The sequence below is a fragment of the Streptomyces sp. NPDC016851 genome (assembly GCF_055562795.1).
The window spans coordinates 434,405-458,651 of record NZ_JBVHEP010000001.1 but is presented as its reverse complement, the minus strand read 5'-3'; the positions used below and the strand labels follow the sequence as shown (position 1 = coordinate 458,651).

Below are 24,247 nucleotides of genomic sequence, written 5' to 3'. Positions count from 1 at the left end.
GTAGGGGCGACCACTGACAACGGGCTCACCCGCTCCAGAAGCCCTGCATCTGGTCGAAGGGGGGCATGGTCCGGAGTCGCTCCCTGGCAGCAGCGGGCGAACGACCGTCGGAGACCATCGCCTCGTAGATCCGTTGTGCAACCTCGGTCGCTCCGGCGTCGGCGGGTCCCGGACCGCCGAAGGGCTCGGGGTCGTCACTGGTGTCCGTCTCATGCATCACGCGGAGGGCCGTAACCGGCACGGTCTCCTCCAACAGGCGGATCAGGGCTCGCACGTCGTCTGCGCTGGCGCCTCCGGGGCGTAGCGCCGCCCTCACCAAAGGGTGGCCACGGTTGATCCTGCAGATGACCTGGTCATTCGCACGGCGGACGTTCCACGCGTACAGGAGCGGGTCCCCATGCGTTCGCGCCGCGATCTGCCCGCGGTAGCGCAGCACGTCGGAGGCTCTCCTCCGAGCCTGCAGGGCGATGCGGCGAAGGTGAGGACGCAGGCCGACGGGTGGCACAACACTGGACTTACGGACGTCGACGCCCCACTCGACGTCCGTCTCAGCGGGGATGTCCACGGCGATCCGTGCCAGGTTGTACTTCTCCTCGCGACGTACACCGCGCTGGCCAAGCCAGTCGCCGGCCAGGATCAGACGGTCCCGCCGGTACACGTAGAACCCCTGCTGATCGAGCCAACCGCGTGGGCCGCCGGCCTTCTCGTACTCGGTAGGCGTGAGCCGCTGCGCGCTGGGGAGGACGAACGCCTCCACTCGTACGGAGCCGGTGCCGAGCGGAAGTTGCTCCACAGGGAGGGGCTGAACGGAAGGGTGACCGGAGAGGAAGGGGTCCCAGGGCTCGACCGGGCTACCGGAGACACGCATGGTGCGGCGTCGACTGCCCGTCAGGAACCGGGCGAAGACCATGCCCAAGTGCGACTCCGCGCGGGCGGCCTCTGCGTAGAACTGCTTCTGGGTCCGCTCGTCGTCCTCGGTCACGCCGTCGACGTGGTATCCGTTTAGCCGCCGCCACAAAACGACCGTGCCGTGGTCAGCGCTACCGCGGATCCTGTCGAGCAGGTCCGCCGTCGCCTCGTCCGCGCCGTGCAACAGCCTCCACTCACCGAACTTCTCAACGACGTCGAGATCCCACGTACGTACGTGCCACTCTCCGGAGACAGCGGTCGCGACGGTGAGCTGACGGGCCTGGGAGAACGACGCGGACTTGAGTCCGACGCCGAAGCGCCCCAGGTCCGTGGCGGTACGCGGTGTGGCGGGACCGCGCGCAGCCACGGTCATGGCGGTCACGAGCTCGTCCGCGCTCATCCCTTCGCCGTTGTCGACAACAGCGATCCACGAGTCCTGTCCAGCCCATGTGAACTCGATGTCGATGTTGGCTGCCTTCGCGGAGATGCTGTTGTCCACGAGATCCGCGATGGCGGCGGGCAGTGAATAGCCGAGAGAGCTGAGCGAGGCGACCATGCCTGCAGGTTCAGGGGCTGCGATGTCGTATTTCATGCCCAGTTCCAGTCCTGCTCCCCGTTGCAACCCCTTGCCGACGCGTGGTGTCTGAGCGATCCATGGAGCTGAGAACTGAGACGTTCTTCTGGAAGTCTCGTAAGTAGCTCTGCTCTCATCCCCCGGGCCAACTCCCCACCTACGCAAGATGGTAGTTGAGCCTGGCCAGCAAGGTCGGTGCGTCGGCTGGTCTACATCGCTTCCCGCACCGGCGTAGTCTGCGGGGGTGCTCCACGAAGTCACCGAGGATGGCGGGTTGGGCTTCTGCCATCACGTCCTTCCGGGTCTGCTGCCGCCCGGCTACCACGGTCCGTTGGTCGTCGCCCTCGACTCGAACGTCCTGATCGACCTCCAGCAGCATGGGGCTGCGCTCATGAACGATGAGCCGCTGCCCGATCGCGTTGCGGCGGACGTCGCCTACGCCGACGAGCTGTCCGGCCTCGCGGACCTTCTCAACCTGTGGCTGTTGCCCGACATTCGATTCGTGGTGACCCCCCGCTCGAAGACCGACGCCAAGAAGGTCACCGAGCGCTTCCTGGAACGCAGGCTCCCGTCGATCAACGCGGTAGCGGAGAGCTTGGCATTCCAGGTAGGAAACTGGTCCCTGCCTGCGCCGTCGCACGGACCGTGGCCCACTCCCGTCGGTGAGGTGACCGGCCTTTCTGATGGCGCCGACCGCGACTTGGTACTTGAGGCTCAGGCCGTTGGCGCTCACGTTTTCCTCACCCGTGACCGGCTCGTCTTGGAACGTGCGGAGCTCGCCGGACCCCCGATGGCCCTGCTCCCGCCCCAGGGCTTGGCGGCCGATCTCCTTGCCGCTGGCGTCCAACCGCTCCTCGGGGGCACGTGCGACGGCGACGGGTGCCCGTACCGTGACTGGGGGCTCCCCGCCCCAGATATGGGCAAGTGGGGCGGACTCCTCTCCGTGCTGGAGTAGAGCTTGCCGGGGACCAGGAGAATCAAGGCCAGCGGCAGCATTCACGGGGCGAACACAGCATGGACTCTTTCGAGTTGGGGCGGTTGACAGACCATGACTTCGAGGTGGTCTGCCGTGATCTGTTCAGTGATGTCCTTGGCATCCCGCTGGAGATCTTCCCGCGCGGCCGGGACCGTGGCGTCGACCTGCGGCACACCGGCCCCGCCGGGACGACCGTCGTGCAGTGCAAGCACTGGCCGAGCGCGACCCAGAAGACTCTGATCAGACGCCTGGTCAAGGATGAACTACCCAAGGTCCGCGCGCTGGCACCCGACCGTTACATCGTCGCCACGACGGTCGGTCTGACCGTCGACGGCAAGGAAGAGCTCCGCAGCGCCTTCTCCCCGTACGTTCGCGGCACCGGCGACCTGTACGGCGTGGACGAGATCGTCGCCGAGCTGCTGCGCCGCCCGGACCTGGTCCGACGACACTTCCGGCTCTGGCTGAGCAGTACCGCCGTCCTTCAGACCGTGCTGAACCAGGACCAGTACCTGCGCTCGTCGTGGCTTCGGAAACGGCTACCGGGCGTCGCCGACACCTTCGTCCCGCACGAGGGCTTCGAACGAGCCCAGCAGCTTTTGGACACCCAGCAGGTCTGTGTCATCGCTGGCATCCCCGGGGTGGGCAAGACGACGGTGGCGCTGATGCTCACGGCCTGGCTGATTGGCAATGGCTACGAGGTCCACGAGATCACTCAAGACGTCGACGAGATCGGCACCCTGTGGCGCGAGGGCACTCGGCAGGTGTTCCTCTACGACGACTTCCTTGGGCGTACGACCCTGGACACGTCGTTGAACAAGAACGAGGACAACCGCCTGCTGTCGGTGATCCGGGAGATCCAGGAGACACCTGGCAAGGCACTGGTGATGACGACCCGCGACTACCTGCTGGAGCACGCCCGTCTCCGGTACGACCGGCTGATGGCGCCGGACGTGTCGGACGCGGTCAGCGTGATCCGGCTGACCGACCTGCATCGGCGGGTGCGGGGCCAGATCCTCTACAACCACGTCCACCACTCCTCCCTGCCACCGGACGTCAAGCGCCGGTTCGCCGATCCGAAGGTGTGGCGTCCGGTGGTTCGGCACAAGCACTTCAATCCGCGTCTGGTCCAGGAGACCCTCAGGCTGTCCGCGCGCCGGGGCCAGGACGTCGCCGCGGCGATGCGGAAGAACCTGGACGACCCCCGCCGCGTATGGGAACGCATCGTTGAGAACGAGCTGACGGACGAGGCCGTCCACATGCTGGAGGTGCTGTTCACCTTCAAATCCGCCGGTCTGGACGACCTGGAGGAGTCCTGGCGCTCGTACCGCAAGAAGATGGAGCGGGCGGCGGACGGCAGAACGTTCCGCAGGGCACTGCAGCTGCTGGACGGCACGATGATCTCGGTCGAACAGGGGCGGGTGGCATTCCACAACCCATCGATCGAGGACTATGTCCGCTTCCACCTCGACGCCGGCCGGGCCCACTTCTCGGAACTCCTCAAGGCACTCGTCCACGAGGAACAGGTGCAACGACTCGTCGCTGCAGCTCGTACGGCTGACGGGGCGGGCATTCTGACCCGACTGCGGGAGCACGAGTCGACCGTGAGCACCATCGTCCAAGCGATGGACGGTGACATGGAGACCAGGTTGTGGCACGAGGACGAAAGCCGGTCGACGCATCTGGAGTGGGTACTGGAGACGGCCGAGTTGCTGGACTCTGCCACGCTGGCCGCGTACGTGATGCAGGAGACGGTCTCCCCGTTCACCCCCTATGGACCCTTCTCCCACCTGGAGGGCCTGATCAACTCTCTCGATGCCAGCCCGTTAGTGCCGCGGGAGCACGCCCAGCGGTTCCGGGAAAAGGTGACTTCCGCCATCCACGCCGAAATGCTGGAGTACGTCGAGGCCGGCGACTGGTACTGGTCCATCGCGCTGTACCACCAGCTGCGCCGGACACCGTCCAGAGCCTCCCGCGAACAGGCGACCGAGGGTCTGGTCCAGAACGGCCTGGAAGAGCTGCGCCGGCTCGCCGCGCAGCCCGAGCGCGAACCACGTATTGCCTACCTGGAACTGTTGGAGGAACTGGTGGACTTCCTCCTGGAGCAGGGGGCCGAGGACGAGCTGCCCGAGGAGTTCGCCGTCGTGTACGGCAGAGCCGAGCGCGTGTTCGCGCTCCGGGAAGCAGAGCGGAACGAGTGGCTCCAGAAGCACCTAGTCCAACGGGATCCGTCCGAGCGTTCCGACGTCGCTCGCGATCACACGCTGGTCACCGACCTGATGCGCAAGCTCGACGACACACGCTGACCGCTTCCCGCTGGGAGCCATCTGGGAGCCAACCCGCTCCCCAAGCCCCTTCCAGACCACCCGACACCACCGCACGCCAACGCTCTGACCAGGCAAAACGCCAACCCCCCCGGTGTCGATCTTGCCGAACCTCATTCGGGACGAAGAGGTCGTGGGTTCAAATCCCGCCACCCCGACAGTTGAAACACCAGGTCAGGCCCGGTGCTGAGAGATCAGCACCGGGCCTGACCTGCTGTGGGGTCCCGTTTTGGGAGCCAGCGAGGGGCGTTCCCCTTCGCGCGCTGCGAGCCGCTCGCGCGCCCGCGAGGCGGTCATCTCTCGTACGTCCGCTTCCAGCGCCCCCGGTGCCGCAAGTCACCCTGTCCCTTGCCATTCACCTCACCCAGGGACAGCAACGACGCTCCGCTGTTCCACAGACCCAGATGATCGCGGTGCAAGGCAAGGATGCCGTGTTGTACAGCGAACTTCTCGGAGGGCCGGCTGAAGCGCGTGGTCGTCACGAACACCGCCAGGTCGGCCCCGAAGTGCACCTTGGCACCCAGCAGATCCCTCAACTCGCGACTGGCGATCGTGCTCCTCGGCGCGTAGCGCTTGCACTGGATCACCATGGTCCGCCCGTCGGGGAGGCGTCCGACGACATCGGCACCATTGTCGTTGGCGCCACCCACCCGACGCACCTGCGTGCACCCGTCCCTCCTGCACAGGCCCGCGACCAGGTCCTCGAACTCGGTACCGGTCATCGCGTCCACCTCGGCGAGCGTCCGGTGGCCGGCCTTCACCTTCTCTTCCTGCCGCCACAGACGGTCCCGGCCCCGCTCGATCCGGTCCGTACGCCACAACCACCAGCCCACCGCGCCGACGCCGCCGAGGGCCAGTGCGCCGGTGAGGTACGGCCACACGCTCGACCAGAACACCGCCAGCAGGGCCAGCATCAGGCAACCGCCGGCCGCCACCGCTTTCAGCCGCGCCGCCCGCCGCCTACGAGCAGCGGCACCCCGTCTACGCCCAGCCACCTATCGAAGCCCTCCCCCCACAGGTTCGTGTACGGCAGTCTGCGCAGGTCGAAGCAGCGTGCGAAAGGCGCGAGTTGGCCATGTCGTGCCGACTCGGCATCGCAGGCAGGCGCGGGCCGGCGACGAGACACAGAGGTCATCTTCCAGGCTGAGCCACGCACCGGCCCGAGCGAAGTCATGCGTGGAGTACGTCCCGGGCTCGCTATCCCCGGCTCCTTGCTCACCCCCTGTCGCCGAGTCACTCAGGCAGTGGATTCGCGGCACCGTCCATGAGGTCTTCGATTGCGGCCAGGATGCCCTCCAGCGCGCCGGGTTCCGCCGCCAGGGCGGAGAGTGAGATCGACGGCCAGCCTCTGTAGCCCTTCTCCCGTTGCATCTCCAGTTTTCTCTCCAGCTCGGGAACGGACGGCAGGGACTGCGCGAAGGCCGTCGCGCGGTCGAGGCCGAGGTGGTGGGTGATGGAGCCGAAGCTGAAGGCGAGTTCCTCCTTTGCGGGGGTGTCGTACAGGGACAGGGTCCAGATCGGCACCTGCCGGCCGGCGACGGGGTAGTAGACGGACATGCTCGGGTACCTGGCCGCTCCGCCTTCCAGCCGTCCCCGTGCCGTCGCGTGGTCGAGCAGTGCGGTTGCCGTGCGACTCGGCTCGGGGGCGAGCCGGGAGCGGATCACCGCGTCCATGTCGGCACGCGTGGTCCGATGGGTGGTGCGGCGTCCGGACGGGGACTTCGCCGCCGTGGCTACCTCCCCGTGGATGCGTGGGACGAGGACGCGGAGGTCACCGTCGCCCCGGTACTGGGTCAGCTCGACCGCGTACACGTCGGTCTGCCGCATCTGGCGGTTCAAGAACTCGACGATCGCCCTCAGCTCCAGCGGGATCCGGTCGGCCACGAACAGCAGCCGCATCTGCCCGGCGGTCAGCCGCTCCTCGACCGTCGACCAGAACTCCTCCGGGGAGCGGTCGCCGAGAAGTTCTCCGTACGCCTCTTCCAGCGGCCGGCCGTCCGCGGCACAGGTCTCCTCGAAGGAGCGCTGGAGGAGTGCTCCGGGCCAGTAACGTGCTCCGTTCGCCGCGTAGTCCAGCATCTGGCCCACCACCTCGCGCCGGATGCGCGTATCGCTCGCCCGCTTGACCTCCACCAGCGTCGGCACGCCGTCGGCGTCGACGAAGAGGTGGTCCAGCCAGTACGCGGGACCGCCCTCCGCGCTCGTCGACACGCCCATCTCCCGTGCCACCAGCACCAGACGCAACGGCTGACCGTCGGCGAGCGAGCCGAAGTCCAGTACCCGCGGATGGCGCGCGAGAAGCTCCTGGAACTCCGCCTCCGTCTCGAACGCGGCCGGTTCCAGGGCCTGCAGAGCGCTCCCCAGGACGAATACCGACTGATCAGTCACCTGTTACCCCATCCCGCCGTTGGCCGCCCGTCGGCGTTGACCTTCGAGTTGGTTGAAGCTCAATGATGGCCGAGTGCCACGTTCTGAACTGATGCCCATCGGCGTCTTCGCCCGACGCAGTGGTCTGACCTCGAGCGCGTTGCGGTTCTACGCCGACTCCGGGCTGTTGCATCCCGCCGAGGTCGACCCGGTTTCGGGGTACCGCTATTACAGCGCTGACCAAGTGGCGCGGGCGACCGCGCTGCGTCAGCTCCGTGAGATCGGCATGCCCCTCACCGTTGTCGACGCGGTCCTCGCCGCCGCGCCGGACGAGGCGTCCCGGCTGATCGATGAGCACGTTGCGCAGGTGGTCGGGGATGCGGCAGCGGTGCAACGGAAGGCTGTTGTGGTCAGGTCTTTGCTCGCCGACGTGCCAAGTCTGCACATCGCCGCACTGAGGGGGCCCGTGCTGGCTGACGCGGTCGAGCAGGTTCTCACCGCGACCGCACGCGAGCCGCAGGTGCCGGTGCTCAGTGGTTTGCGCATGGAGGCCGCCCAGGAAGCGATCACACTGACCGCAACGGACCGATACCGGCTCTCCACCCGCACCCTGGTGCCTGCTGAGCCGCCGACGATGACGTGGGCCGCCACGGTCAACGGCGATGAGCTGCGGGCCGCGGTCGCCGAGATCCGCCGGAGCGCGCTGGTGCGCGTCGAAGCGACGCCGCACGGAATCTGGCTGCGCGTGGCGGACCGAGAAGACCGGTACTGCCGGTTGCTGTACGAGGAGTTCCCCGACTACCGGCTGATGCTCGCGACACTGGACGAAGTCACCACCCGCGTCACGGTCTCGAAGGATCAGCTCCTGCGAGCCCTGGAGGACCACCCCGGCGAGCGGATCGCCCTGCATGTCACCGACCGCGCCGTGCACGCCCTGTCGGCAGGCGAAGAGCTTCCCGGGATCCGGCTTCCAGCCACCACGACCGGGCAGGACATCCGGGTCTGGTTCGAGCTGATCACGCTCTATCCAGCCGTCAGCACCGCCATCGGCCCCGACGTGATGCTCGACCTGAGGGGGCCCGACCGCCCCGTCACGATCCGCTCCGCCGACCGGGGCGACCTCACCACCTTGGCCATGCCCGTCAAGCCCGACCACTCCTCATGACCGCTACGACAAGGATCACCGCCATGACCGCCACACCCACCAGCCCGGACCTGACCATGGAAGCCATCGGCCAGGCCGTCGCAGAGGGCCAAGCCGGTGACGTCACATCCGCCCGCCGGAAACTCCTGGCCCTCTGGTCCGCGATCGGTGTCACCGGTGACGCGCTGCACCGCTGCACCCTCGCCCACCACCTGGCAGATCTCCACGAGGACCCCGCCCAGGCACTGGCCTGGGACGTCCGGGCCCTGGACGCTGCCGACGCCCTGACCGAGCAGCGTGTGCAGGAGCACCACACCGGCCTTCGCCTCGCCGGCTTCTACCCGTCCCTCCACCTCAACCTTGCCGACAACTACCGTCGGCTCGGGTCCTTCGAGGCCGCCGCCGAGCACATCGACGCGGCCGAAGAGCACGTCCCCGACCTGCCCCAGAACCCTTACGGTGACCTTCTTCGCCTCGCTGTCAAAGAGGTCGCCGTGGCCATCGCCGAGCGGGAGACCGCGCAGCGAGCCTCCGCACCAACAGTGTCTGCCTAGCGCCGTCAAGCCGACGCTCCCGTCACTATGCCCAACAGGGTGAGCACGAAGAAGACCGCGCTCCAGGCCAGTGCGTGGCGTATGCAACGGTATTTGGTCCAGGCGGTGCGGGACAGGGCCGCCAGTTGGCACAGGTCCCGGGTCATGGGGTCGGTGCGGCGGATCGTCCGCTCCAGGTGTGCGGCCGACGTCGCCAGCCTCGCGTCGCCGAAGTAGTGGGTGTGGGAGCGGTGGGGGTTTCCCAGCCGTGGGGTCACTGCCAGACCGAGCAGGACGAGTGCCGGCGCGCAGGCCGCGCAGCCCACCCAGAGGAGCAGCTGCGGGACGACCGGGTACTGGCCCGGGGTGATGACGCCGCTGCCGATCGCGCCGAGCAGGGCGGTCAGGACCGCGCCCAGGGACGCCAGCATGAGACCGGCCTTGTTGTCGGCCTTCACGAGCTCCTCACGGACCTCGGACAGCAGCACCCTGGCGAGTTCCGCGGCGCCGTCGGTCGCGGTGCTCGTACCGGTGTCGGTGTCGGTGTCGGTGTCCGGACCTGTGCCGGGGGCGCCTGTGGGTGTGGTCATGCCTGCCCCTCCTTTCCGTCGGTGGCCGGGGCGGCCGCCCCGGCGTGCGGGGCGGCCGTGAAGCTGTGTCCGTGCTGCGGGCGGGTGTGTCAGACCGTGGACGAGCGGCGGATCTCGTCCTCCAGCGCGTTCACCGCCTGCCGGACCCGGATGTTCATCGCCGCCGTGTGTTCCCGGGCCGCCGCCTCCGACTCGGCGCGGTGACGCCGGACCTCCTGTTCGATGGCGTCCTGGGCGATCTCGAGGTTCGCCACGGCCCGGCGCTCGGCGACGCGGACCTCCTCGCCGTGGATCTTGACCGCGCTGTTGCTCTCGCTGGTGAGCATCCGGTCGTACGCGGTGTCGCCGCTCAGGTACTTCACCAGTACGGGGAGCATGTCGAGGAAGACGAACAGCAGGCGGATCAGCCAGACGCCCACGAACAGCACCGCGTTGCCGCTCGCGAGTTCATCGAGCGCCCGGATCCGTTCCAGGACCCCGATCTCCTTCTGCTTGGCCCGTTCCTCGTCCAGCCGTCGCTCGATGCCGTCGGCCCGGTCCTTGAGGAACGCGCCGCGTGACGAGGTCAGTTGGGCCTCGATCTTCGAGATGCGGTTGTGCATGCCGGCGAGCCGCTTCTCGTTCTCACTCGTGCGGTGGGTGGTCCGGTAGTCCTGTGCCTTGTCGCGCAGGCGCAGGCACTCGGACGTCCGCTGATAGAGGCCGGTGGCGGCGATGCGGATCAGCCGGCGGCACTCGTCCCGTACCTCGGAGTCGATCGACTCCAGCCTGGTGGTGTCCCGGTCCACCCGCTTCTGCAGGGCGGCGGCGTCCGAGCGCAAGGCGTCCAGTTCCTCGCCCCGTTCGCCGGGCGTCGCGCCGAAGGAGAGGACGTACGTTCTGCCGCAGCCCTTCGGCGTGACGGCCTGCGTGGTGGACGGGACGGGGTTGCAGCGGACGAGGTTCGTGCGCAACCGGTCGATGGCGTCCGTGCGTTCGTCGGCGACGCGTTCCTCGATGGCCGTCTGGAAGATGCGCAGCACCAGCGGCTCGGCGATCACCACACCGAGCAGCAGGGCGATCAGCAGGCGGGTGACGAGAGGGCCGGCCCGGCGCCGGGCGTTGGGCTGAGGCGTGACCAGCCAGCGGTCGAGGTTGAGGACGAACAGCATCCAGATGACCGTCGGGACCAAGGCCAGGAAGGAGACCCTGCCGAGCGCCTCGGTCGCGAAGTTCCACATGGAGAACGCCGCTATCACGGACGTGCCGAGCACCACCCCGCCGAGGGCCGTGTACTTGCTTCGCTCGTATCGGACCCTGGCCAGCAGTTCCTCGTCGACACCGGTGAGGGCGCGCAACCGTCGTGCGGCCTTGTCGCCGGTTCTGTGGCCGTCCGGCGTGCCGGTGGCCGTCACACGGTTCGTCGGGACGTCAGTCAACGAGATCGTCCTCGTCCCTGATGAAGCCGCCCTGCGCGTCGCGCGCCCCCTCCCGGCCCGCTGCCGTGCCCCCGGGGCGTCCCTGTCCCGACTCGACCATGCGGGCGCTGTCGGCGGCGGCCGAGAGGCCTGGCGCGACCTGGCCGCCCGTCTCGCGCAGGACCTGTTCCAGGACCTGGTGGTAGTCGACGTACTCGCTGCCGCCCATCTGCCGCAGCAGCGTCAGCAGCATGTCGCGGCGCAGCTGCGCCTCCGCCGTCTCACGCGCGTGCGTGTGGGACCGCTCCGTCGTCTCCGCCGTGTGGCGGCGGGCCGACTCCTCGTCGGTGATCCGGTGGATGCGGGCCGCCACCTCGGTGACGTCCATCTCCTTCCGGGCGATGCCGAAGGCGTCCACGTGGTCGGATCCCTGGGAGAGCAGTTCCGCGATCCGCCGGGCGTCCTCGGTCTCGAAGTCGCGCTGGCCGCGCTGCAGTTCCCAGGAGCGCCGCTCGTCGCGCAGCTTCTGCTCCCAGTCGCGCAGGTCGTCCGAGGCGTGCACCTCGGCGCTGACGAACTCGACGCTCATGCCCGCGACACGCGGCGGCACGATCGCGCTGTAGGCGGTCATACGATGACTCGCCTCGGTGCGCACCGCGTTGACCTCCTCCACGCGGTGCCCGGCGCTCACCCTCGGCAGGTCGCTGTCGCCCATCAGGTAGGCGCGCAGGGGGACGGTGACGTCGAGAATGCCCTGCCGGGCGACGACGATCGGGTCGGTCACCTGGCAGGTGAAGGACGCCCGCATCGTGAAGTTGTCCGCCTCGCTCATCGACGGCAGGGGACGCTCCACGTCGACCAGGCGCGCCCGGGTGTCGACCAGGCTGACCGAGGAGGCGTCGAGCACATCGGGGTGGGACGGGTCGAACACCATGCCCTCGGGGAACATGCGGTAGTTCCCGCCGACCCTGAAGACGTAGGCCGCGCCGGGCGGCAGCGGCGGTACGTCCTCGCGGCGACGACGCCGAGACCACCAGGTGCCCTGGACCGTGGCCAGTATGTGCTCGGCGATGACCGGGTAGTTCACTTGCTTCGACCTCCTGGAGAGGAAGGGACGGGAGCGGTGGACAGCAGGGGCGCGGCGGAGCGCCGGGACTCGGCCGGTGGCCGGCCGCGCAGCGATCCGAGGAGAATCCGCGCCAGTTGGCGGGCGCCGGGGATCGCGTAGTCGGGGTGCCTCAGGGCGATGGACAGGTGGTGGCACAGGGCGGCCCACTGGCGCCCGCTCATGGCGTTGCGCATGGCCTCGCCGAGTTCGCGTACGGCGCCGGTGACGGAGGGGTCGTCCCGCAACTGCACCAGCGTGCGGCACAGCGCGGTGACCGCCCGGCTCCGGTTGCTGCTGTGCAGGACGTCCGCCCACAGCGCCCCGAGCTGGCGGGCACTGTCCGGTACGCCGCGCAGGAGGGCCGCGGTGACGGGCTCGGAGGCCTCCAGCCGGGTGGCCTCCAGCAGCTGCAGGGCGGTGCGCAGGGCGATCGACCGCTCCCGGGAGCGGGGCGCCGTCCTGGTGATCACCGTCCGCACGTACCGGAGGGTGAACAGGACGCGCTCGGGGTCCTGTTCGGCGGTCTGCAGCAGGAGGACCAGGGAACGCCGGGCCGAGAACGCGATCCGCTCGCCGCGCTGCATCAGGATCCACAGCAGGTTGAGCGCCTGAAAGCGGTAGAGGGAGCCCAGGCGGCCCGTCAGGGCCATGGCCGCCGTCACGGCACGGCCCTGGCCGCTGTTGTCCGTCCAGCTCAGGACGATGTTCAGGGCCTGCGGGGCGAGATGCTCCGCATCGCACATGAACTGCAGCGTCAGCGCGGCGGTCACCCGCTGGCTGGTGATGCCCTCGGACCACACCTTCAGCAGATTCTCGTCGACCTCGACCAGTGCGTACCGTGCCAGCAGCGCGACGCCCCGGGCCACTTCCGTCCGGGTGTCGAGGTCGCCCCGCAGGGCCAGCTCGTTCAGCCACTGGCGCAGCGGGTACCAGAGCTCGTAGCCGTACAGGTCGTGCAGCTCCGCGATGACGAGCTCGCGGACGCGCGGCGAGGTGAAGACCAGGCGCCGTTCGCTGCGCCCGGCGTCCCGGCCCGGGCCCGGGCGGTGCTCGGTGGCCACGAGTCCCACCGCCCGCTCCCTCCACCGGGCTCTGGACTGCTGGGCCACCGCGCCGCCCGGCGGTGTCCTCGTCTCGTCGTCCGGCTCGGCGACCGGTGTCTCGCCGCTCTGCTCCCAGTTGCGCACGTGGGCGGTGAGCGCGGCGCACTCCTGCTCGAACGTCCGCTCCGGGACGCCCTCCAGGAACGCCAGCGCCGCGAGCGGGAGCAGGTCGTCCGCGGGCGGTTGCCGGCGGAACCACTCCTGGACGCGCTCCCGGTACCGGTCCCGCAGGGTGTCCAGCGCCTTCTCCGCGCCTTCCTGGGCCAGGGCCACGGCCGCCGCGACGACGTCGGCGGGCCGCCGCTGCTCGCCGACCCGCTCCAGCAGCTCCTGCTCCGTGTCCGGCGTGAGGCCGGCGTGCGGCAGCTGCTCACGGCAGTGTGCGAACAGCTCCACGGGGTCCGGGGACTGCCAGGGCACACAGCGGTCCCGCAGCGCCAGCCGGCGGCGGGTCGTGTCGCCCGCCGTGATCACCAGGTACGACCCCTTGCGGTGCAGTTCCTCGCTCAGCCGCCCGACCTCGTACGCCTGCACGGCCTGGTCGGGCAGCTCGCCTACGTAGTCGCGGATGACGTAGCCCCGACCCGGCTTGAGGTCCCGTGATGCCGCCAGCTCGGCGAGGGCGTTGGCGGGCGACAGGCTGCGCAGTGTGGCCTGCTCGCCCAGGACGTCCCTGAGCAGGGCGAGGGATGCCGCGCCGCGGCCGCAGCCGTCCTGACCGGTCAGGACCACGAGGCCGTCCGCGCGCAGCCTGCCCAGTGCCTCGTCGAAGCAGGGCTGCGGGGGCAGGTAGTACCGCAGTGCCCGGTCCGCCTCCTCGGGCTCGATGGTGCCGGGGGCGAGACCCGGGGAGGAGGCGGGGCCGAAGCCGAACGCCGCCCCGGCCGCGTCGACGACGCCGTAGAAGTTGTTGTTGACGAGCTGGTGGACGCGGCGGAGGTCGTCGTAGCCGCGGTCGTCCTCCTCCCGTTCGTCCGGCTCCGCGCGCTGCTCGGGGGCCTTGTCCGGGCCCGGGTCCTCGTCCCGGGCCTGCGGCGCGCTGCCGTCGTCCTCCGGCTCGGGCGGCTCGGCGTCCTGGTCGGGTGCGGGGGCGGGTGGCGCTGTGTCCGGCCCGCCGTCCGGGTCCGTGTCGTCAGCCACCGGTGCTCCCGAAGCCGAAGACGGCACCCCGGGCGTCCACCGGGCCGGCGATGTTGGTGACGTTGATGTTGTCGCCTCTGTAGGCGTTGCTGATTCCCGTCCCGCCCGCGGCGGCCGGCTCGGGCCGGTCCGCCGCGGGCTCCCCCGGCACCGGGGCCGCGTGCTTCCCCCACTGCGCGGCCCCGGGCTCATGCGAGGCCCCGGCCGGTGCGCCGGACGCGGGCACCCACAGCCAGGCCGTGGCCTCGTACTCCTTCACATGGACGGTGACGCGGGTGAAGTCCTCCGTGGCCAGGGTCGTGTGACCGCCCGCCACCGTGGACCGGAAGACGTCGTCGGACAGCAGCAGCGCCAGGTCGGCCTCCGGGTGCGCGGCCAGGGCGTCGTAGAGAGCGGGCGCGTTCAGCAGGCGGGCCGTGGCCACCACGGCCGTGCCGGCGAAGCCGTTGTCGGCCAGCTCCACCAGTCCCTGGTGGACGACGGCCCGCAGCCGCATCCGGGCCTCGGGAACTCGCTGGGCGTTGTACTCGCGCAACTCGGCGACGAGATGGCGGACGTAGTCGTCGACCAGGCGCGGTTCCTTGCCGTCGACGGGCCGGACCGCCAGTTGCTCGTCGCCCTTGTGCTGGATGTGCCACTGCGCGCGGTCCAGTCCGGCGCCTCTGGCGGCACGGTCGAGGAGCCTCGGCAGATCGTGCTGGATTTCGGACTGCCTACGGTCGTTCTTGCTTCCGTAGGACTGTGCGTCCACGGCTATGCAGGTGCAGGGATAGAAGTCAGGCCACGCAGCCACCCGATCATTCCTCTCTGGGCAGGCGATGGGCAGACACTGCCCACGAATGTGCTGCCCGAGAGGTTAGGAGAGAGTGCGTGAAGTGATTCCGTATCAGTACGGGTTGTCGGCAACGACTTTGGCGAATTCCATCAGCTTCGGAACGTCACAGATGGTTATGTTTCGGTAACTGCGTTCCACCAGTCCCTGGGCTGTCAGCGCGGCCAGGCTCTTTTCGGCCGTGTTGAGCTTCAGGCCTGCCAGCGACGCGAGTTCCTTCTGGGTGAGCGTCACGCCGAGGGCGCACCGTCTGCCGTCACCGTCCCGCGCGGGCTGGGCGTAGGCCTGGCACAACTCGGCCAGAACCCGGGCCAGGCGGGTCAGGGAGTCGTAGGCCTGGAAGTCGACCCGGCGCCGGTTGGCCCAGCGCAGCCGGGCGCAGAGCATCTGGAGGATGGCCCGCATGGCGTCCGGGTACCGGGTGAGGAAGGTCTCCAGCGCCTGCACCTGGATGATCCGCGCGGTCACGTCACTGCATGCGACCACCGTGCCGGACCTGGGCCGCTCCTCGAAGGCCGCCATCTCGCCCACCAGGTCGCCCGCTATCCGGACGGCGAGCAGCATGTCGTAGCCGCTCTCCGCGCTGGCGACGACCTTCACGACACCACTGGTGACCAACAGCACGTGCCGGCTGTCGTCGCCCTGCTGCAGCAGCGCGCGATGCGTCGGATAGGCGATGGGGGTGCCCTGCCGCAGGAGTTCTTCGCGTGTCGTGTTCCGCAGCCGGCCAAGAAAAGTGGACGGCGGCCACACGTGATTCACCAGCACCCCCGACGATCTCACTCCGCGGCACAACGCGCCGTTCAAGCGTCTGACCATGCTGCCGCCGAGCCGTGCTCCGGCAAACAGACAGGACGGGATGTGGCCTGTTCTTCCTGCCTTACAGCCGGAATTGACCGAACGGGCGTTCCTTGCGAGAAGACGGCCCAGAATTATTACTGGCGAGTAAATCGGAGCGTGAAATCATCGGCGGCCGCGAAGCGATCCGAGTGGGCTGTCAGGACAGCGCCCCGGCCAGCGTTCCCGCCAGGGTGAGGATGAGGAAGGCCGCGCCCCAGACCATCGCCCGGCGTATGCAGCGGTACTTGAGCCGGGCGGTGCGGGACAGCATCTCCCACTGCCTCTCGTCCGGGGCAGAGGAGGCCTGGGCCGTGCGTCGGGGGGATACGGCCAGGCCCAGGAGGACGAGGGACGGGGCGCAGGCGGCGCAGCCGGACCAGACCAGGAGCTGTGGGATCACGGCGTACTGGCCCGGCACGATGAGGCCGCCGGTGATCGCGCCGAGCAGGGCCGTCAGGGCCGCGCCCAGGGTCGCCAGGGTCAGTCCGGCCTTGCTGTCGGCCTTCGCGAGTTGCTCACGGGCCTCGGTCAACAGGTCCGGGTCGGGTTCCGCCGCGCGGCCGGGCCGCGTCCCGGTTCCGGTCTCGCGAGTCGATGTGGTCATGCCTCCCCCTCGCTGATCAGCGAGATACCCGGGTACCCGGAAGTGGTGCTTCTAGTACGCGGTGTGATGACGGCTCGTACGCGGGTGTCAGGTGTTCCACGTCTCGTCGTACGGGTCGGCCGGCGCCGGTACCGGTCTGGCCCTGGTGACCTCGAGGTACGGGATCGGGCCGTCGTTGACCGGGTCCTTGGTCCGGCGGGGTGTGTACCGGCCGGTGATCTCCAGCCAGGTGTCCGGACTCAGGACCGGGGGGATGCTGCCGGTCAGGGCGATCTTGACCGGCTGGGCGTCCGCCGCACAGCAGTTGAGGCCCATGCGGACCAGGTAGGGCGTGCCCGCCCGGTCCAGCGTGACGAAGCCGGTGATCTTCAGCTGGCGGCCGCGGAGGGAGCGGCCGTCGTCGTACACCGCTCGGCCCGCGTAGTCGGCCACGCCGAGGCGGAGGGGTTCGCCGGCGGGGAGGTCCGGGAAGCCGAAGGGCTTCGTCAGGGCCGTGCCCGTGTGGGCCGCGCTGTAGGAACCCAGGGCCGGCGGGGAGACCAGGATCAGGGCGAGGACGGGGAGGGTGAGCAGCCAGGAGATACGGGGCTCGTGATGGTGGTGTTGCTGCTGTTCACGTGTGCGGCGGCGTTCGTACCAGAGCGTCGCCGCCGCCGTCACGATCAGCACTACGCCCGCCAGCAGCACCAGCGGACGCAGGCCCGCCTTGACGTAGCGCAGATACAGGTCGGTCAGGCCGGCGTGCAGGAGGGTCGCGCCGAGCAGGAAGAGGAGGGCCGTCTGGGCCAGGCGGTTCACAGCAGGACTGTTCCGATCAGGGCCGACACGACGACGGCCAGGGCGAACGTCGCGGGGGCGAAGCGCAGGGCGAAGGCCCGGCCGAAGGTGCCCGTCTGCATCGCGAAGAGCTTCAGGTCGATCATCGGCCCCACGACCAGGAACGTCAGACGGGCCGTCAGCGAGAACTGGGTCAGGGACGCCGCCACGAACGCGTCCGCCTCCGAGCAGATGGACAGCAGGACGGCGAGCACCGCCAGGGCCAGCACCGAGACCACGGGATTCCCGGCCGCCGCGCGCAGCCACTCCTCCGGCACGACCGCCTTCAGCGTCGCCGCGGCCATCGCACCGATCACCAGGAAACCGCCCGCGTGCATCACGTCGTGGCGCACCGAGCCCCAGAAGGCCGCGCCCTTGCCCTGTCCCTCGTACGACGGCCGGTCCGGCGGGCGCAGCCAGTCCGTGCGGCCGACGCGGTGCCAGAGCCAGCCCATCGCGCACGCCACCAGCAGGCTCGCGACGAAACGGGCCAGGACCATCTCCGGGTTGCCGGGGAAGGCCACCGCCGTCGCCGTCAGCACGATGGGGTTGATGGCGGGCGCCGAGAGGAGGAACGCCAGCGCCGCCGCCGGTGTGACCCCGCGGCGGACCAGCGCCCCGGCCACCGGCACCGACGCGCACTCGCAGCCCGGCAGCACCGCGCCCGCCACGCCCGCGACCGGGACCGCAAGGGCCGGGCGCTTCGGCAGGGCCCGGGCGAAGAAGGACGGCGGCACGAACACGGCGATCGCCGCCGACAGCAGCACGCCGAGCACCAGGAACGGCAGCGCCTGGACCATGACCGCGACGAACACCGTCATCCAGCTCTGCATCACCGGTGCGGACAGGGCCCCGCGGATCGGGCCCTGGAGCATCACCGCCGTGAGCAGGAAGAGGGTGAGCAGGAGGGGGGAGTTGAGGTGGCGGGCCTCGTCGGGGCTCGGGTGGCGGGTGTCGTCCGGGCCCGGGCCCTTGTCGGTGACCGGTTCGGTGGTCTCGTTCCCGACCGTCTCGTCGGTCTCCTGCGGGGCGGGTTTCGTGGTGGCCACGGGCCCGGTACCTCCGGTCGTGCGCAAGGGCATTGCCTCCCCTTCTGTACGGCCGGGCCGCACCGGGCGTTCAGCCACCGCTGTTCCCTTCTGGAACCGGCCGTCCCGGTGAGGCAGTCTTCTCCCTTGTGGGGAGCGTTCCGAACCAAGGTCTGCCAGGTGATCCGGCCACGCACATGATCGTGTGCGGGGACGACGGGCTCGCACACCGGCTGGCCGCCGAACTGCGCGGTGTGTACGGCGAGCAGGTCACGCTCGTGGTGCCGCCCTCGGGTGATCGGGTGGTGCTGGCGGCTACGCGGCGGGGGTTGGCGGAGCTGCTGGGGCGGAGGCGGCGGGAGCGGGCGGGGGCGTGATCGCCGGGCGGTGGGCTTCACTGCCCGGCGATCACGAGGTACTCGGGGATCGAGGCGCGGGGTTGGGCAGCCCGGCGTTGCGAGGTGCTCGGCGTTGAGGCTGAGGCCGGGGCGTGCGCAACCCGGCGCAGCGGGGTGCCGCCCGCGCCCACCCGTGCCGCCCTTAGCGGCACGACTGCCCGCGGGTTGGGCGACTGCCCGCGGGCTGGGCGACTGCCCGCGCCCCTGGGGGCGCGGGGAACTGCGCGATCGGCCACGATGCGCCCGCAGCCGCCACACCACAGGCCATCCCGAGCTATTGGGCGTTCGGCTGCCCCTTGAGGTACCTCTCCGCGAACTCCAGCTCCAGCCGTACCTGCTTGATCCGTTCGTCCACCACCAGTGAGCCGTGTCCCGCGTCGTAGCGGTACACCTCGTGGACCGCGCCCCTCGACTCCAGGCGCTTGACGTAGTTCTCGATCTGGCGGATCGGGCAGCGGGGGTCGTTGACGCCGGCCGAGATGTAGACCGGGGCCTTGACCCGGTCGACGTAGGTGAGGGGGGAGGAGGCCTCGAAGCGGTCGGGGACCTCCTCGGGGGTGCCGCCGAGGAGCGTGCGGTCCATCGCCTTCAGCGCTTCCATCTCGTCGTGGTACGCCGTGACGTAGTCGGCGACGGGGACCGCCGCGATGCCCAGAGCCCACGCGTCGGGCTGGACGCCGAGGCCGAGGAGGGTGAGGTAGCCGCCCCAGGAACCGCCGGTCAGGACGAGGCGGTCGGGGTCCGCGAGGCCGGAGGTGACGGCCCATTCGCGGACGGCGGCGATGTCCTCCAGTTCGATGAGGCCCACGCGGTGCTTCAGGGCGTCCGTCCAGGCACGGCCGTAGCCCGTGGAGCCGCGGTAGTTGACACGGATCACCGCGTAGCCGTGGTCGACCCAGGCCGCCGGGCCCGCCGCGAAGGAGTCGCTGTCGTGCCAGGTCGGGCCGCCGTGGATGTCGAAGACCGTGGGGAGCGGGCCGGTGCTGCCCGCGGGCTTCTGGACGAGTGCGTGGATGCGGCCGCCCGGCCCCTCCACCCACACGTCCTCCACCGGCACCGAGCCGGGCGACTTCATGCCGGGCGGGTCGAGCACGACACCGCCGGAGGTGGAGCGGACCGCCGACGGTTCGGCGGCCGAGGACCACAGGTACTCCACGCTGCCGTCGGGCCGGGCCGTGGCGCCGGACACCGTGCCGGGCGGGGTCGGGATCTCGGTCAGGGCGCGGCTCGCCAGGTCGTAGCGGAACAGCTCGCTGCGGGCCTCGAAGCTGTGCGCGATGAGCAGGCCGGTGCCGTCCGGGTACCACTCGGCGCTGACGTCGCCCGGCAGCTCCAGCGCCAGGTCCGTCTCCTCGCCGGAGGCGACGTCCCACACCAGGGGCTCCCAGCGGCCCCGGCGCTGGTGGCCGATGAGGAGGCGGGTGTCGCCGTCGACGGGGGCGAAGCCGAGGACCTCCAGGCCGAGCTCGCGCGTGCCGCCCTCGGTGTCGTCGAGGTCGGCGACCGGGGTGCCGTCGGTGCGCAGGACGCGCAGGGCGGAGTGCATGGCGTCGCCGTGCTCGGTGTGCTCGATGGCGATGAGCGAGCCGTCGTGGGAGAGGTCGCCGACGCCGGCCGACTCGCGGTGGCGGTAGATCTCCACCGGGTCCTCGCCGGTGCGGACGAGGTGGATCGTCGTGCCGTCCTCGTCGGTGGAGCGGCCGATGACCGCCGTGCGCCCGTCACGGCCGAGGGCGAGGCCAGCCGGGTAGGAGGGGTCCAGGCCCTCGGCGGCGAGTTCGTCCGCGCCGCCCGCGAAGGGCTGGCGGCGCCACACGCCGAACTCGTCACCGTCCTTGTCGTCGAACCACCAGATCCAGGCGCCGTCCGGGGACAGCACGCCGTCCGTCGTGCCGTTCGGCCGGTCCGTCACCTGACGCTGCTCGCCCGTCTTCCGGTCCCACGCGTACAGCTCGTACGTCCCCGTCGCGTTCGACACGAACAGGGAGCGGTCCGGCGCGTCCTCCGCCCAGTCGGGCAGGGACACCCGGGGCGCCCGGAAGCGCTTCTCCCAGTCCGGCATCCGCTCCTGCCGTGCCGCCTGTACCTCTTGCTCCTGCTGGTCCCGCTGATCCCGCGCGTCGGATCCGTTGCTCTCAGTCATGGCCCCATACTGCCCGCCCTCACCGACAATTCGCTGGCGAGGTCCTCAGCCTGTGGATAACCTCCACCGGTCCCCCTTCCGAGCAGGTCAGGAGTCACCTCATGTACTCCCCCACCCCGGCCGACTGGCACGAGGCCAACCGCGCCCACTGGGACGAACGCGTCCCGCTGCACGCCTCGGGCGATTTCTACGACCTCGACGCCTTCCGCGCCGGGCAGGACCCCTTGCGGGACTTCGAGCTCGCCGAGGTCGGCGACGTCTCCGGCCGCTCGCTGCTGCACCTGCAGTGCCATATCGGCCTCGACACCCTGTCCTGGGCTCGGCACGGCGCCGACCGCGTCGTCGGCCTCGACTTCTCCGCTCCCGCTGTCGACCTGGCCCGCGGCCTCGCGCGCGATCTCGGTCTCGGCCAGGACCGGGCCGCGTTCGTCGCGGCGGACGTGTACGACGCGGCCACGGCGGTCCCGGACACCTCGTACGACATCGTCTACACCGGCGTCGGCGCGCTGTGCTGGCTGCCCGACATCGAGCGCTGGGCCGAGACGGTGGCCTCGCTGGTGGCGCCCGGCGGGTTCCTGTACCTGTCCGAGTTCCACCCGCTCACCGACGTCCTCGACGACGAGACCGGCTCGCGGATCACGTACGACTACTTCGCCCGTGACGCCTGGATCGAGGAGAGTCCGGGTTCCTACGCGGCCGAGGGCGCCGAGTTCGTCCACAACCGGCGCGTGGAGTGGCAGCATCCGGTCGGCGAGGTCCTCTCGGCGCTGGCGGCGGCCGGGCTGCGCATCGAGTTCCTGCACGAGCACGACGTGTCGCTGTTCCGGCGGTTCGGGTGCTTCGAGCGGCGGGACGGCTACTTCCGCTATCCGGCGGACCGGCCGCGGATCCCGCTGATGTACTCCGTCCGGGCCCGCAAGGACTGACCGGACGACGGCCGGGAGCGGCGTTCGCGCAGGTCAGAGCCGATTGTCAGTGGTGGTGTGCACACTTTTCGACATGACCGATCTGCGCGAAACCGTCGAGAAGTTCTGGGCCGCGGCCGAGGCGCGGGACTGGGCCGCGTTCGCCGGCACCCTGGCCGAGGACGTCGTCTACACGTTGCCGCAAACCCGCGAGCGCGTCAGCGGGCGGGAGCGGTACGTCCGGTTCAACCGCGAGTATCCGGGCGACTGGCATCTGCGTGTCGAGCGCGTCGTCGCCGAGCCGGGCCAGGTCGCCACCTGGATCCACTTCACGGTGGGGCTGGAGGAGATGTACGGCATCTCCTTCTTCACCGGGGACGGGGAGGGCCGGATATCCACCGTCATCGACTTCTGGACCGAGCCGTACGAGCCCCCCGCGGGCCGGGAGCACCTGGTGGAGCGGTATTGAGCCGTACCGACCCCGCAGGCCGGACCCGCACGGGTGCCCCGTACCGTAAGGGTGTGTACCGGTTTCTGCTGACGCCCCGATGGTGGGGGATCAACGTCTTCGTGCTGTTGTCCATCCCCTTCTGCATCTTCATGGGGTCCTGGCAGCTGGGCCGGTTCGAGGACCGGGTGCAGGACCACCGCACGGCGACCGAGCAGGTCTCCGAGGCGCGGCACGAGGCGCCCCGGCCGCTCGGCGAGATGCTGCCGGTGACCAAGGCGACGTCCGGCAAGCTGGTCACCGCGACCGGCCGCTACGGCAAGCAGCTGCTGGTGCCCGGCCGGGAGCTCGACGGCAAGCAGGGCTTCTACGTCCTGACGCTGCTGCGGACCGACTCGGGTGAGGCGCTGCCGGTGGTGCGGGGCTGGCTGCCCGGGACCGCCGACGCGGGGAAGGCGCCCGCCGCGCCCGCCGGTGAGGTCACGGTCACCGGGGCGCTTCAGGCGTCCGAGACGCCGGGTGACAACGGCGTCAGCGCGCAGGGCGGTCTGCCGTCCGGGCAGACCGGGGCGATCAGTGCGGCGTCTCTGGTGAACCTGGTGCCGTACGACGTGTACGACGCGTGGGTCACGCTGGCGAAGGGTGACTCGGGGATGAAGGCGGTGCCGGCGAGTGCGCCGCCGGACACGGGGCTGGATCTGAAGGCGTTCCAGAACCTCGGTTACACCGCCGAGTGGTTCGCCTTCGTGGGGTTTGTGATCTTCATGTGGTTCCGGTTGCTGCGGCGGGAGATCGAGTTCGCGCGGGATGCGGAGCTGGGGTTGGTGGCGGAAGCGGAGCCTGTCGCTGCTGACGCCGGTGCCAAGTGAGGCGGCGTCGCTGCTGAGGGCGGTGGGTCCGCAGCCCGGCGGTGCGGGGTGCCGCTGCGCCCACCCGTGCCGCCCTTAGCGGCACGATGCCCGCAGCTAAGGCAGCCAGAGCAGCTATGCGGCTACGACGCCGCCAGTACGCCCGTCCAGTACACCGTGCCCGCGCACGCGTTGGTCACCGTCACCGAGGTCCCGCCCGAGCCGGTTGCCGGGGTGTACGTCACCGCCACGCTGCCGTCGGGCGTGCCGTCCTCCGTGGCCAGCTGCGGGGCCGTGCCCGTGTCGCCGGTGGAGGTGCCGCCCGTGGTGCCGCTGTCCGGCGTCGGCGTGGGGTCGGGAGTGGGGTCGGGGTCCGGGTCGCCGCCGGGGGTGGGGCAGGTCTCCGTGGGGACCCACGCGAACTTCACGTCGTAGGCGGCGCCCGGCGCGAGCTCCAGCTGGGCGGCCTCCAGGGACGGGTCGGGCAGCCCGGCCGCCGCGTCCCCGGCCGTGTGCCGGGCCGCACCGATCTTGGTGGAGTCGGCCGAACCCTGCGCCAGCGCGCTCACGCCGCCGGGGCCGGTGACCGTACAGCTCGCCGCCGAGACGTTGGTGACGCGGAAGGATCCGTAGACCGCGCCGGTGGAGTCGGGGGCGAGGCTGCTGCCGGAAGCGGGGCCGAGCTGGGCGGCCGTGCACGCCGGGATGCCGGCGGCGGTGGTGGCGGACGGGCCGGCACCCTGGGACGCGCCGGTCGAGGCGCCGCCGGTGGCCTTGCCCTCCTTCTCCTTCTCCTTCTTGTCGCCCTTGCCCTTGCCCTCGGTCTTGCCGGGGGACCTGCCCGCGGTGCTCTCGCCGCCGTCCGGGTCCTTGCCCTGGCCTACGCCGCCCTGGGTCTCGGAGGCGTGGCCGGCGACCGACGGGTTGGCCTCGGAGCCGGTGGAGTTGGAGACGTGCACCAGGGCGGGCACGGCCGTGCCGATGAACAGCGCGGCGGCGGCCATGCCGACGACGGCCTGCCGCTTGCGGGCCCGGCGCTGGGGCACCGCCTTGCGCAGATAGTCCAGGGTGCCGTCGCGCGGCTCCACCTCCTGCACCACTTGGTGCAGCATCGTGCGCAGATCCAGCTCGTCCGAGTCGAACCCCTCGGGGCTCTGTTCGTCCAGGCCGTGGTTCACAGTTCCGTTCCCAGCGTGCGATTGCTTCGGATCTTGCCCGTGCAG

At 70.3% G+C, this 24,247-nt stretch carries 22 protein-coding genes; 8 read left to right on the top strand and 14 right to left on the bottom strand.

Annotated features, from left to right (window positions below; translation table 11 throughout):
* Positions 1-25: 25 nt before the first annotated feature.
* Positions 26-1,501 (bottom strand): ATP-binding protein, encoded by a 1,476-nt coding sequence (locus ACZ3I3_RS02130; RefSeq protein WP_397856963.1) that lies wholly within the window; start codon positions 1,499-1,501, stop codon positions 26-28.
* Between the two features lie 226 nt (positions 1,502-1,727).
* Between ACZ3I3_RS02130 and ACZ3I3_RS02125 the strand changes: the two genes are divergently transcribed.
* Together ACZ3I3_RS02125 and ACZ3I3_RS02120 are read left to right on the top strand one after the other, a co-directional pair.
* A complete protein-coding gene (locus ACZ3I3_RS02125) occupies positions 1,728-2,438 on the top strand; it encodes a hypothetical protein (protein ID WP_467361810.1) in 711 nt (236 codons plus the stop codon).
* 83 nt (positions 2,439-2,521) lie between these two features.
* On the top strand, positions 2,522-4,762 hold the full coding sequence (locus ACZ3I3_RS02120) for an nSTAND3 domain-containing NTPase (RefSeq protein WP_467361808.1): 2,241 nt from the start codon (positions 2,522-2,524) through the stop codon (positions 4,760-4,762).
* Between the two features lie 311 nt (positions 4,763-5,073).
* Here ACZ3I3_RS02120 and ACZ3I3_RS02115 read toward each other — a convergent pair whose 3' ends face one another.
* Together ACZ3I3_RS02115 and ACZ3I3_RS02110 are read right to left on the bottom strand one after the other, a co-directional pair.
* Positions 5,074-5,694 (bottom strand): restriction endonuclease, encoded by a 621-nt coding sequence (locus ACZ3I3_RS02115; protein WP_467361977.1) that lies wholly within the window; start codon positions 5,692-5,694, stop codon positions 5,074-5,076.
* Positions 5,695-6,013: 319 nt separating this feature from the next.
* Entirely contained in the window at positions 6,014-7,168 is a 1,155-nt protein-coding gene (locus tag ACZ3I3_RS02110; RefSeq protein WP_467361806.1) for a hypothetical protein, read from the bottom strand.
* A 73-nt stretch (positions 7,169-7,241) separates the two neighbouring features.
* On the opposite strand from ACZ3I3_RS02110, the gene ACZ3I3_RS02105 reads away from it, so the two are divergent.
* Complete coding sequence (locus ACZ3I3_RS02105) at positions 7,242-8,312, top strand: DNA polymerase III subunit beta family protein (RefSeq protein WP_467361804.1); 1,071 nt, start codon at positions 7,242-7,244, stop codon at positions 8,310-8,312.
* A gap of 23 nt (positions 8,313-8,335) precedes the next feature.
* The gene (locus tag ACZ3I3_RS02100; protein WP_467361802.1) at positions 8,336-8,845 is read left to right on the top strand and encodes a hypothetical protein; all 510 of its coding nucleotides are present in this window, start codon (positions 8,336-8,338) and stop codon (positions 8,843-8,845) included.
* A gap of 5 nt (positions 8,846-8,850) precedes the next feature.
* On the opposite strand, the gene ACZ3I3_RS02095 is transcribed toward ACZ3I3_RS02100, so the two are convergent.
* The 9 genes from ACZ3I3_RS02095 to ACZ3I3_RS02055 form a co-directional block, all read right to left on the bottom strand.
* Positions 8,851-9,414, bottom strand: coding sequence for a Pycsar system effector family protein (locus ACZ3I3_RS02095; protein WP_467361800.1), 564 nt, complete (start codon positions 9,412-9,414; stop codon positions 8,851-8,853).
* Between the two features lie 89 nt (positions 9,415-9,503).
* Complete coding sequence (locus tag ACZ3I3_RS02090; RefSeq protein ID WP_467361798.1) at positions 9,504-10,832, bottom strand: DUF4407 domain-containing protein; 1,329 nt, start codon at positions 10,830-10,832, stop codon at positions 9,504-9,506.
* Positions 10,825-11,898 carry a hypothetical protein gene (locus ACZ3I3_RS02085; protein ID WP_467361796.1) on the bottom strand — a complete coding sequence of 358 codons (1,074 nt, stop codon included), beginning with the start codon at positions 11,896-11,898 and terminating at the stop codon, positions 10,825-10,827. Before ACZ3I3_RS02085 ends, ACZ3I3_RS02090 begins: the two co-directional genes overlap by 8 nt.
* Positions 11,895-14,162: a hypothetical protein gene (locus ACZ3I3_RS02080; protein WP_467361795.1), complete on the bottom strand. Its 2,268-nt coding sequence runs from the start codon at positions 14,160-14,162 to the stop codon at positions 11,895-11,897. The genes ACZ3I3_RS02085 and ACZ3I3_RS02080 overlap by 4 nt, the downstream gene beginning before the upstream one ends.
* Positions 14,155-14,955 (bottom strand): hypothetical protein, encoded by an 801-nt coding sequence (locus ACZ3I3_RS02075; RefSeq protein ID WP_467361794.1) that lies wholly within the window; start codon positions 14,953-14,955, stop codon positions 14,155-14,157. The genes ACZ3I3_RS02080 and ACZ3I3_RS02075 overlap by 8 nt, the downstream gene beginning before the upstream one ends.
* A 93-nt stretch (positions 14,956-15,048) precedes the next feature.
* Positions 15,049-15,756, bottom strand: a complete 708-nt coding sequence (locus ACZ3I3_RS02070; protein ID WP_467361792.1) for a Crp/Fnr family transcriptional regulator — start codon at positions 15,754-15,756, stop codon at positions 15,049-15,051.
* Positions 15,757-15,991: 235 nt separating this feature from the next.
* Complete coding sequence (locus ACZ3I3_RS02065) at positions 15,992-16,438, bottom strand: Pycsar system effector family protein (RefSeq protein WP_467361790.1); 447 nt, start codon at positions 16,436-16,438, stop codon at positions 15,992-15,994.
* Positions 16,439-16,525: 87 nt separating this feature from the next.
* Positions 16,526-17,236, bottom strand: a complete 711-nt coding sequence (locus tag ACZ3I3_RS02060) for a TIGR03943 family putative permease subunit (protein WP_467361789.1) — start codon at positions 17,234-17,236, stop codon at positions 16,526-16,528.
* Positions 17,233-18,336 (bottom strand): permease, encoded by a 1,104-nt coding sequence (locus ACZ3I3_RS02055; RefSeq protein WP_467361788.1) that lies wholly within the window; start codon positions 18,334-18,336, stop codon positions 17,233-17,235. The genes ACZ3I3_RS02060 and ACZ3I3_RS02055 overlap by 4 nt, the downstream gene beginning before the upstream one ends.
* A gap of 143 nt (positions 18,337-18,479) precedes the next feature.
* Here ACZ3I3_RS02055 and ACZ3I3_RS02050 point away from each other — a divergent pair, with 143 nt between their 5' ends.
* Complete coding sequence (locus tag ACZ3I3_RS02050; protein ID WP_467361786.1) at positions 18,480-18,659, top strand: hypothetical protein; 180 nt, start codon at positions 18,480-18,482, stop codon at positions 18,657-18,659.
* 295 nt (positions 18,660-18,954) lie between these two features.
* Here the strand turns inward: ACZ3I3_RS02050 and ACZ3I3_RS02045 are convergent, their stop codons facing one another.
* Positions 18,955-20,823, bottom strand: coding sequence for a S9 family peptidase (locus ACZ3I3_RS02045; protein ID WP_467361785.1), 1,869 nt, complete (start codon positions 20,821-20,823; stop codon positions 18,955-18,957).
* A gap of 101 nt (positions 20,824-20,924) precedes the next feature.
* Here ACZ3I3_RS02045 and ACZ3I3_RS02040 point away from each other — a divergent pair, with 101 nt between their 5' ends.
* From ACZ3I3_RS02040 to ACZ3I3_RS02030, 3 genes are all read left to right on the top strand, one after another.
* Positions 20,925-21,749, top strand: a complete 825-nt coding sequence (locus ACZ3I3_RS02040; RefSeq protein ID WP_467361784.1) for a class I SAM-dependent methyltransferase — start codon at positions 20,925-20,927, stop codon at positions 21,747-21,749.
* Between the two features lie 73 nt (positions 21,750-21,822).
* Positions 21,823-22,197: a nuclear transport factor 2 family protein gene (locus ACZ3I3_RS02035; protein ID WP_467361783.1), complete on the top strand. Its 375-nt coding sequence runs from the start codon at positions 21,823-21,825 to the stop codon at positions 22,195-22,197.
* 53 nt (positions 22,198-22,250) lie between these two features.
* Positions 22,251-23,045 carry an SURF1 family protein gene (locus tag ACZ3I3_RS02030; protein WP_467361782.1) on the top strand — a complete coding sequence of 265 codons (795 nt, stop codon included), beginning with the start codon at positions 22,251-22,253 and terminating at the stop codon, positions 23,043-23,045.
* 122 nt (positions 23,046-23,167) lie between these two features.
* Here ACZ3I3_RS02030 and ACZ3I3_RS02025 read toward each other — a convergent pair whose 3' ends face one another.
* Positions 23,168-24,202: a hypothetical protein gene (locus tag ACZ3I3_RS02025; protein ID WP_467361781.1), complete on the bottom strand. Its 1,035-nt coding sequence runs from the start codon at positions 24,200-24,202 to the stop codon at positions 23,168-23,170.
* Between the last annotated feature and the right edge of the window lie 45 nt (positions 24,203-24,247).